This is a genomic window from Actinophytocola sp., from assembly GCF_050699915.1.
In the GTDB taxonomy this organism is placed as follows: Bacteria; Actinomycetota; Actinomycetes; order Mycobacteriales; family Pseudonocardiaceae; genus Actinophytocola.
This window is the reverse complement of sequence record NZ_JBOHGA010000226.1, coordinates 1-9,657: the sequence shown is the minus strand read 5'-3', so window position 1 is coordinate 9,657 and position 9,657 is coordinate 1. Positions and strand designations below refer to the sequence as shown.

The 9,657-nt window shown below is 68.8% G+C and carries 7 protein-coding genes; 4 read left to right on the top strand and 3 right to left on the bottom strand.

The annotated features are described in order from the left end of the window. From ACRDSK_RS27935 to ACRDSK_RS27925, 3 genes are all read left to right on the top strand, one after another. Window positions 1–665, top strand: a 665-nt coding sequence (locus tag ACRDSK_RS27935; protein ID WP_431444318.1) for a hypothetical protein, incomplete at its 5' end; no start/stop codon positions are given. A 209-nt stretch (window positions 666–874) separates the two neighbouring features. Next, window positions 875–3,040 (top strand): choice-of-anchor J domain-containing protein, encoded by a 2,166-nt coding sequence (locus ACRDSK_RS27930; protein ID WP_431444317.1) that lies wholly within the window; start codon window positions 875–877, stop codon window positions 3,038–3,040. A gap of 148 nt (window positions 3,041–3,188) precedes the next feature. Beyond that, on the top strand, window positions 3,189–3,950 hold the full coding sequence (locus tag ACRDSK_RS27925; RefSeq protein WP_431444316.1) for an esterase/lipase family protein: 762 nt from the start codon (window positions 3,189–3,191) through the stop codon (window positions 3,948–3,950). 16 nt (window positions 3,951–3,966) lie between these two features. Here the strand turns inward: ACRDSK_RS27925 and ACRDSK_RS27920 are convergent, their stop codons facing one another. The 3 genes from ACRDSK_RS27920 to ACRDSK_RS27910 form a co-directional block, all read right to left on the bottom strand. After that, window positions 3,967–5,433 (bottom strand): cation:proton antiporter, encoded by a 1,467-nt coding sequence (locus tag ACRDSK_RS27920; protein WP_431444315.1) that lies wholly within the window; start codon window positions 5,431–5,433, stop codon window positions 3,967–3,969. Window positions 5,434–5,525: 92 nt separating this feature from the next. Next, window positions 5,526–7,136 carry a tryptophan halogenase family protein gene (locus ACRDSK_RS27915; RefSeq protein ID WP_431444314.1) on the bottom strand — a complete coding sequence of 537 codons (1,611 nt, stop codon included), beginning with the start codon at window positions 7,134–7,136 and terminating at the stop codon, window positions 5,526–5,528. A gap of 168 nt (window positions 7,137–7,304) precedes the next feature. After that, a complete protein-coding gene (locus ACRDSK_RS27910) occupies window positions 7,305–7,835 on the bottom strand; it encodes a flavin reductase family protein (RefSeq protein ID WP_431444313.1) in 531 nt (176 codons plus the stop codon). A 688-nt stretch (window positions 7,836–8,523) separates the two neighbouring features. Between ACRDSK_RS27910 and ACRDSK_RS27905 the strand changes: the two genes are divergently transcribed. Then, window positions 8,524–9,468, top strand: coding sequence for an LLM class F420-dependent oxidoreductase (locus tag ACRDSK_RS27905; RefSeq protein WP_431444312.1), 945 nt, complete (start codon window positions 8,524–8,526; stop codon window positions 9,466–9,468). Window positions 9,469–9,657 lie beyond the last annotated feature (189 nt).

Below are 9,657 nucleotides of genomic sequence, written 5' to 3'. Positions count from 1 at the left end.
CCGCCGACCTCCTCGAACGCAACGTCGGCATCCTCGCGGTCTCCGAGGCGTCGATGCAGGAGATCGCGTTCATCAACCTGGTGCTGCCGATGTCGCCCGCGCGCATCGACCTGACCCCGCCCGACGGCACCTGCCGCTCGATCACCACCGGACTCGGGCAGACGGCCAGCGCGTGCGGGCTGACCCCGCGGAAGGACGTTCGGGTGCGCAGCACGATCGGCGACTCGGCCGCCGCCGACTACCACGTCCTGAGCACCGGGCCGGTCCACCCGCGCATCGAGGGCTCGGTGCGCGAGACCGACCACCCGCTCTGGCTGTCCTGGGGCATCCCGCTCGAGCAGGACCCCGCGCTGCGGCCGGACGTCGCCGAGCTCGTCCTCGCCCAGCTGAAGGAGGCGACGGCGAAGGTCGCCGGCGGTCAGATCGACTACTACCGGGTACGCGTGCAGCCGAACGGCCGCGTCACCGGCCGCGCCAAGATCACGGTGTCGCTGGTCCCGGGCACCGCTCGCGGTGACATTCCGTCACTACTGAGCGAGCTGTGCCCGTGGGCGCAGCGGGAGGTGGCCGCCCGACTGGTCCGCGACGACGTGCCGTTGGGCGCGATCCGGTTGCGCGTCGCCTGGCGGGAACGGTGGTTGGGCCGGTCCAGCTCGATCGCCTGACCAGGGCAAACACCGAAGTTCGCAAGATTACTCCGAACGCCGACACATTCGGAGGTCCAAACGTGAAACGCCTGGTGGCCACGAATCGAAACGGTCAGGTGCGAGATACGTAGAAACGCGCACGCGTACGTAGAAGACCCTTCGCCGCGAGCGCGTAGAGCGAAAGGGTTGTCATGCGACGTAGCCGATTACTCTCGGCGGCAGCCGCGGTGCTCCTCGTTCCCCTGCTGCAGGTTCTACCGGCATCGACGGTCAACGCGGCACCGGCCGCCGACTCCGCTGCCCCGGCCAGCGACGTACGGGAACTGACCCGCAAGGACTTCAAGCTCGACGGCAAGCCCGTCGACGTGCCGGCCAGCTACTCACCGGCCCAGGCGCGGACGCAGGCCGCCGCGGGCCCCACCCCGCCGGTCGGCACGGTCAGGCAGTGGCTGGGCCTGGACGACTTCAACGGCATCCTCTACCGCAAGGACTACACGCTGCGGGCCGTTGGCGAGAAGATCGAAGTGTGGGTCGCGAACGACACCGCCTTCCCCGCCGGTGACTGTCGCCTGCAGATCCCCAACACCAGCACGGTCACCGACGCGCAGGCGCAGGACCTTGTCAACGAGTTCGACAACAACATGTTCCCGAAGGAGACGGCGACGTTCAGCACGCCGCCGGACCGGGACGGCACCAACTCCCAGATCCCGCCGGACGCCAACGGCGGCGGCGGCGACTACTCCGGTGACGGTGACAAGACCGTCGCACTGATCGACAACGTCCGGGACGACAACTTCTACGACTTCCCGGCCGCGTCGACCTACATCGCCGGCTTCTTCTCCGCGCAGTTCAACGAGCTGTTCGACCGCAACGTGATGACGATCGACGCGTTCGACTGGGCGCACCGCAGCGGTGCCAACCCGGCCGACGAGCCGACCGACGACCCGTGCACCAGCCGCCCGGCGCGCCCGCAGCTCTACGAGGGCACCTTCGCGCACGAGTGGCAGCACCTGCTGCACTACTACACCGACCCGTTCGAGGGGAACTGGATCAACGAGGGTCTCTCCGACTTCGCCCAGACCCTGGTCGGCTACGTGGACGGCAACCGCACGGTGTTCGACCGCGGCGGTGACAGCCATCTGTACTGCTACCAGGGCTTCGGCTCGGTGCAGACGCCGTTCAACCCGAACCCGAGGGACTGCGGCGGCCCGGAGAACTCGCTCAACCTGTGGGGCGAGGGAACTCCGAGCCAGGTGCTGTCCGACTACGGACACGCGTACTCGCTCATGCTGTTCCTGTTCGACCGCTACGGCGTGGACATCATGACGAAGCTGCACGTGGACGGCGAGCGGCAGGGGCTGGCCAGCCTGGACGCGGCGCTCGATGCCGAGGGCGTGCCCGACATGTACCGGGTTCTCCACGACCACCAGACGATGACCCTGGTGGACAAGATCGTCGGAGAGCGCCGGGGCATCATGCTGGGCGTGCCGAAGAGCCGGGTCACGACCCCGAGCCTGCGCTCGACGGTCAACTTCGCCAACCCGAACGCCAACGACAACCCGGGCGCCGCGCCCAACGGCGCGGACTACGTCCAGCTCCAGCGGGCCAACGGGACACCGTTGCGTGGCATCGACCTGAGGTCGCTGAACTTCCAGGGCGCCGCCACGCTGCCGTCGCTGCCGCTGACGTGGACCGTCACCGACGACCCGGAGGCGACGAGCAACCCGGTGTTGTGGTCGGGCAACGGCAACAACATCAACGCCACCGCGGTCACGCCGGTCTCCGTGCCGGCCGCCGACCCGACGCTGCGCTTCGACGCGAAGTACGGCGCCGAGTTCGGGTTCGACTACGGCTACGTCGTGGTCTCCACCGACGGCGGCGCGACGTTCACGCCGATCGCCGGTGACCAGACCGCGCCGGCGCCACTCGGGCCGGGCCTCAACGGCACGACCACCGGGTTCGAGCCGCACACGTTCGACCTCACCGCGTACGCCGGCCAGGACATCCTGCTTGGCTTCCAGTACGTGAGCGACGGCGGCGTCAACGAGGGCGGCCTGCTGATCGACAACATTTCCGTTGGCGCGACGCAGGTCAGCGACGGGTCCAGCCTGGAGCCGTTCGACTCGCCCACCGAGATCCACCCGCAGCCGGTGAACAACTGGAACGTGCGGATCATCGGCTACAACGAGCAGCACAAGATCGCCCTGCAGGCCGAGTTCAACGGGAAGAACCAGATCCGCCTCGGCACGCTGCAGATGCTGGTCTTCGCGCTGTTCCCGAAGGTCGTCGTCGAGGTCGCCTACGACGAGCCGACCGAATTGGTCCAGCAGTACGCGCCGTACACGTTGACCGTGAACGGTGTCGTCCAACCAGGTGGAGGTGGGGGCGCCTGACCAGCTGACCCACTTATCGAACCGGGAACCCCGGTGTCCGGCTTCGGCCGGGCACCGGGGTTCCTACTTTCTACTGTTGAGTAACAACGCGGTCCTCCTTAACGTGAGATGCACCACGCGCGCCCGCCCTGCACCGTTGGAGGACCCGATGAAGCGTCTCCGGCCGGCCACCCTGCGTTCGCTACTCTCCGGAGTCGTCTGCGCACTCCTCGCGGTATTCCTCTGGCCCGGCAGCTCGGCCGCCGCCGAGGAGCCCGACCCCGTGATCATCGTGAACGGAACCTTCGGCCCGGCGTTCTTCTACGAGCCGCTGGCCAAGCGGATGCGCGAGGACGACAAGCAGGTCTTCATCTTCGAGCTGACCAACCTCGGCACCGGCGACATCGCCGCGACCGCCGGCGACCTCGCCGCGTTCGTCGGCGACGTGCGGTCGCGCACCGGCGCGGACAAGGTCGACCTCGTCGGGCACTCGCAGGGCGGGCTCGTCGCCCGGCAGTACGTGAAGAGCCTCGGCGGCGACGCCACGGTGGACAGCCTGATCAGCCTGGGCACCCCGCACTACGGCACGGCCATCGCCAACATCGCCGCGTTCTTCGGCGCCGGCAACTGCCTCGGCATCGTGGCCTGCCAGCAGATGGCGGTCGGCTCGGACTTCGTGAACGCCCTCAACGACGGCGACGACACGATCGGCGACGTCCGCTACACGAACCTCTACACCTCGCTCGACGAGCTCGTCCGCCCGGTGGAGAACGCCGCCCTCCAGGACGGCGCGACGAACGTGCGAATCCAGTCGCAGTGCCCGCTGCGGGTGGTCGCGCACGTGGGCCTGGCCCTGGACGGCACCGTCTACTCCGGAATCCGCGACGCACTGGCCGGCGAGCCCGTCCGACTGAACTGCTTCGCGATCTAGCCAGAGCCGCCGCTCGCTAGCCGGGCCCCGGCCGCTGGCCGGACACCTGCTCCGACTTGTCGGTGACGTCCTGCCGGTCGTCGCCGGGAGGCTCCGGTGCCTCCGGGGTGTCCGGCTCGGCGGCACCCAGCTCGCGGGAGTCCGGCTCCATGGGCGGGTCGTAGCTGTCGCCCGTGGGGTCGGACGACCGCAGGGACTCCACGACCGGGCTCGCCATCGCGGTCGTGACCAGGGCCATCAGCACCATGATCGCGAACAGGTCCGGCGTGAGCACACCGAGGTCGAGCCCGATGTTGAGCACCACGAGCTCGGTGAGACCCCGGCAGTTCATCAACGCGCCGATCTGCACCGACTGGTTCCAACTGGTGCCCAGCGAGCGAGCCGCCGCCACCGAGCCGCCCAGCTTGCCCGCCACCGCGAGGACGAGGATCGCGCCGCACCACACCCACATGCCGCCGTCGTCGAGCAGCGTCAGCTCCGTGCGCAGCCCGCTGTAGGCGAAGAACAGCGGCAGCAGCAAGGTCGTGGTCAGGCTGCCGATCGTGTTGTGCAGCCGCTTCCCCACCAGGCTGTCGCCCGGCAGGATCAGGCCGAGCAGGAACGCGCCGAAGATCGCGTGCACGCCCACCCACTCGGTGGCGGTCGCGCACACCAGCACGCCGACGATCAGCAGCTGCGAGGTGACCCGAACCTGGTGCGCCCGCGTCGTCTCCAGCACCCGCGTCAACCACGGTCGCAACGCGAACAACAGCCCGGCGAACGCCGCGGTCAGCACGATCGTCACGAGCACGCCGGCCATCGACGACACCCCGACGACCGCGACGACGAGCGCCAGCAGGATCCACGCCGTGACGTCGCCGGCGAGCGCGCAGGTCATCACCAGCGCGCCGATCCGGCTCCGGTACATGCCGAGGTCGACGAGGATCCGCGCGAGCACCGGCAGCGCCGTGATGCTCAACGACACTCCGAGGAAGAGCGCGAACGGCAGGAAGCCGACCCCTTCCGGCGCGAACCGGTCGTACGCCGCGATCGCCAGCAGCACGCCCAGCAGGAACGGCGCCGCGATGCTCACATGGCTCACCACCAGCGCGAGCGGTCCCCGACCCTTCAGCTTGCCGAGGTCGAGCTCGAGTCCGATGAGGAACACGAACAGCACCACGCCCAGCTGCGCCAGCGTGTTGAGCCGGGGCAGGACCTCCTCCGGGATGAGGAAGGCCTGCCCGGACGGCCACAGCGCCCCGAGCACCGACGGACCGAGCACGATGCCGGCGGCGATCTCGCCGATCACCGGCGGCTGCCCGATCCGCCGGACCAGGACGCCGGCGATCTTGCACGCCGCGACCACCGCGGCTATCGCCAGGAACAGTCTGGCGAGCGGGTGCTCGACGACCGATCCCGCGTTGGCGCCGCCGGTCGCCGTGTGCTCCCCGCCGACGTCGGCGGAGAGCAGCGCGACCACGGCGGCGCCGGCGGGCACGATCACGAGTGCGGTGTAGATCGCGGCGATCCGGCTGGTCTTGTGCCGCGTGCTGATGACGAGCCTCCCGAGGACGCAGGGGCGGGACGGGTGGCGGCTCAGACGCCGATTGCCTCGGGCTCTCGGTTGTGCAGCCGGCACAGGTACTCGTACGTCGTCGGCAGCGTCTCCAGCAGCTCACGCTGACGCTTCTTGATCTCGTCGAAGATGTGGTCCGCGCGGTTCTGCGCGTCCGGTACGTAGGTCAGCGACGCCAGCGGGCGCTCCGGCATGAAGTTCAGCCCGGACAGCACGCAGTAGTAGCTCGCGTTGGTCCAGAAGTTGTGGAACTCCGCGTCGAAGTTGTCGTAGTAGGTCGCCTCGTCGGTGACCGGCATGTTGACCGCCATGCCCGCCCGGTACATGGCCAGCTTCTCCTGGAAGTCCTCGGCGAGCGCCAGCTCCTTGTTGGCGCGCCAGTACTCCGAGTCGGTGCGCGGCGCCAGTGCGAAGTGCCCCTGGATGAAGTCCCGCGTGTCGTCGAACATCACCTCGATCTCCTTGTTGAACCGGTCGACAAGGATCTGGTCGAAGTTCTTGTCCGGGAAGTGCTTGGCCAGCTGGTAGATCGCGGCGGTGATGAAGTAGATGCCGCTGGACTCCAACGGCTCCAGGAAGAACGACGAGAGGCCGATGCCCACGACGTTCTTCACCCACGAGCGGCGGTTGCGGCCCACCCGGAAGCGCACGTGGTTCAGGTCCTGCTCGCTGGGGTCCAGGCCCCACATGTTGCAGAACTCCTGGGTGGCCTCGTCCTGGCTGGTGAAGCGGCTGGAGTAGACGTAGCCGCTGCCGAAGCGGCCCAGCATCGGGATCTTCCAGGACCATCCGCTGCGCATGGCGATGGACGAGGTGTACGGCTCGACGCCGTTCGCCGCGTCGTCGTGCGGCACCTGGGTGGCGACCGCGCGGTCGTTCACCAGGTGGTGGGACATGTCGAGGAACGGCTCCTCCATCACCTGGTTCATCAGCAGGCTGCGGAACCCGGAGCAGTCGATGAACAGGTCGCCCTCGATGACCGGGCCCGCCTCGGTGCGCAGGCCCGTGACGAACCCGCGCGAGTCGCGCAGCGCCTCGGTCATCTTGCCCTCGACGTGGATCACGCCCATCCGCTCGGTGGCGAACCGGCGCAGGAAGCTGGCGACCAGCTGCGCGTCGAAGTGCCAGGCGTAGTTCGTCCACTTGGTGCCGTCGTGCGTGCGCGGCGCGAGCTTCGCGTCGCACACCGGCGACTCGCGGTAGCACGCGTAGTCGTACGGCTCGTCGGTCAGCCCGAGGTGGCGCTTGTAGGCCCAGTAGTGCGACAACGGCACCCGGTCGTGGTTGGGCAGTAAGCCGAATAGGTGGTCGAAGTGGTCGGGCCGGCCGTTGTACATGCGCGGCGTCGACTGACCGTCCCCTTCGGTGCGCCAGTTGACGAAACGCACGCCCATCTTGAAGCTGGCGTTCACCTCCCGCATCCATTCGTCCTCGTCGAGGCCGAGGAAGCTGAAGAAGGTGCGGTGCAGGTTGGGCACAGTGGCCTCGCCGACCCCGATCCGCGGGATCGCCGGCGACTCCAGGACCGTGACCGTGACGGTCGGGCCCAACGCCTTGCCCAAGTAGGAGGCCGTCATCCAGCCCGCGGTGCCCCCACCCAGGATGACGACGTTCTTGATCCGGTTGTCCATCGTTTGCTCTTCCTCGCATTCGAGTTGACGGCCGGTCACCGCATGGGAGAGGTGCGGGACTCGACTCAGTACTTCGGCTCGATACGTCGGTGCGGTCCGTCGGGCTCGGTCGGTCGGCTCGCTCGATCGGCTCGGTAGGCCACAGTGGTCCTCGGTCGGCCCGGCGCCTCAGTCGCTCGTCCATGCGGCGTAGGACCGCAGGCCGTACAGCAACGGGTTCTGCGGCTTGGCCAGCACGCCGTCCACCTGGCCGAACACCACAACGTGGTCACCGGCCACCGTGGCCTCGACCACGGTGCACTCGGCGACGGCGTGCGCGTCGGAGGTGAGCCACGGCAGGTCGCGCCGAGGCGTGCGTTCCCAGTCGACTTCCGCGAACCGATCCCGGCCGGCGGTGGCGAACAGCTCCGCCGCGTACTGCCCACCGGCGTGGAGGAGGTTGACCGCGAACGCGCCGTGCCGCAACGCCGCCGCCAACGTCTGGCTGTGGTTGTGCAGGCACGCTAGCAATATGGGCGGCTGCATGCTCACGCTGCACATGGACGTGCAGGTCAGGCCGAAGGGCGTCCCGTCCGCGTCTTGCGCGGTAACCACGGTGACACCGCTGGGGAACACGCTCATCAGCTCCCGGAAGGCCGAGTCACCCTCACCTGACCAGGTGGTGGTTCGGTCGACCTCCGATAGCGCCGTCTCTGCCATCCGCACGATCACCCCGACAGTTCCGTATGCGGCTACTTGGCGGCTCTCGCAAGCGGATCGGAAGAAACGACCCGCCTCCGAGGGTGGCCAGAGTCTAACCCGCACCAACAAGCATCACGGTGTCCAAGGGTGCCGAGGCGACGACCGCCGCGCACAACGGATCAGGCGCCGCGATACCCGCCCTCGACACCGGCAGTTAGGCGATCTTCGCCTGTCAGGGCAGCGATGTCGATCTACGTCGACGAAGATGATCGTCCAAACAGGACACTGCATCGAGTTGGTTTAGCCTGGTGTGCAAGGGGGTTGTGCACGCCGGTCTTGGACGTCCCGTATGATGGGGCGTTGGCCCGCCCGAATCCGGTCCGGTCCGATTCAGACCGTCCCGCGGCACGACGATTACGGTCCGAACAGGACGTTCGCGTCCGAAGAGTCGGTAGGTCCCTGCGTCATCTGCCCGCCGGCACGGCCATCCTTTGGAGGGGTGTCGACACCTCCATCCGGCGGGGGCCGAAAGTCTTGCCGAAATGACGGCCATCAGTGGAGACGTGTGATGCCACACGAGTCCGCTCGCGGCGTGACACAGTGCACGTCAACGAACGACGAAAGAGGGTGGCGGAAAGTAGATCGTCGTGCTAACCGTTGTCTGCGGTCCGAACAGGACATTGCGTGTCCGACGTACGGTCGACCGATGAAGATCAGTGTCGCCGCCGCCGCGCGCGAGGACGAGCAGCCACCCACCGAGGCGTTGGACGTGGCCGTCGCGGCGGATCGGTTGGGCTATGGCGAGGTCTGGCTCGGCGAGGGGCCCACATGGGACGCGTTCGCGCTGGCCGCGACCGTCGGCGGTGCCACCCCGCGGATCGCGGTCACGGCCGGGCCGGTCCCGGTGTCGGTGCGCGACCCGCTGACGATCGTGCGCGGGGCAGCCTCGGTGGAAGCGTTGACCGGCCGGCCGATCGGCGTCGCGCTCGGTACGTCGAGCACCCGCGTGGTCGAGGGCGTCCACGGGCGCTCGCGCGCACGGCCGGTCGGTGACCTGCGCGACTGCGCCGCGGCCTATGTGGCACACCGGCACGGCGAATGGTTCGGCGCCACGGACACGCACGGCTTCCGGCGTCGCCTGCGGCCCGCGACCGGCCCGCTCACCATCGCGGCGTTCGGCGACCGGGCCATCGCGATCGCCGCCGAGTACGCCGACCGAATGCTGCTCGACCTGGTGTCGGTGGAGCAGGTCCGCGAGCTGCGCGCGAAGCTCGACGCGGCCGGCGGCCGCCGCCCGACCCTCGCGGCCTGGCTGCCGGCGGCCGTCGACCCGGACGACGCCTCCTACGCCCAGCTCATGCACGCCCTGGCCGGTTATCTCCCGGTGCGCGGCTACCAGGAGGTGTTCGTCGCCGCCGGGTTCGGCGCCGCCGTCGAGCTCGCCGGGCGTGGCGCGCCCCGCGAGGAGCTGGTTGCCGCGCTGCCCGAGCACGCGGCCCGCGCGGTCGGCCTGGTCGGCGACCTGGCCACCGTTCGGGAGCGGATCGCCGAGTACGCCGAGGCCGGACTCGACGAGGTCGCGATCGTGCCGGCCACCGCGGGCGACCCCGCCGGCGAACGCACGCTCACCGCGCTGGCGAGTCCACAGTAGACACTATGGATGATCATGCGGCCGGTGACCGCGTCAGGCACCTTTGGTAGGTGGTGCGCGTCCGCGCCACCTACCTAGGATCGACCGACTCGATCCTTGCCTGGAAGGGAACGACGTGCGGTTGACACACGTTCACCGGAGAAGTGTGCTGTTAGGAGCGTTGTCGGCGGTCGTGGCGCTGGTGAGCGC

Excerpts from the sequence above, each read along its gene's own strand:
- ACRDSK_RS27915 (WP_431444314.1), bottom strand. The coding sequence starts at position 7,136 with ATGGACAACCGGATCAAGAACGTCGTCATCCTGGGTGGGGGCACCGCG.
- ACRDSK_RS27910 (WP_431444313.1), bottom strand. The coding sequence starts at position 7,835 with ATGGCAGAGACGGCGCTATCGGAGGTCGACCGAACCACCACCTGGTCA.
- ACRDSK_RS27925 (WP_431444316.1), top strand. The coding sequence starts at position 3,189 with ATGAAGCGTCTCCGGCCGGCCACCCTGCGTTCGCTACTCTCCGGAGTC.
- ACRDSK_RS27905 (WP_431444312.1), top strand. The coding sequence starts at position 8,524 with ATGAAGATCAGTGTCGCCGCCGCCGCGCGCGAGGACGAGCAGCCACCC.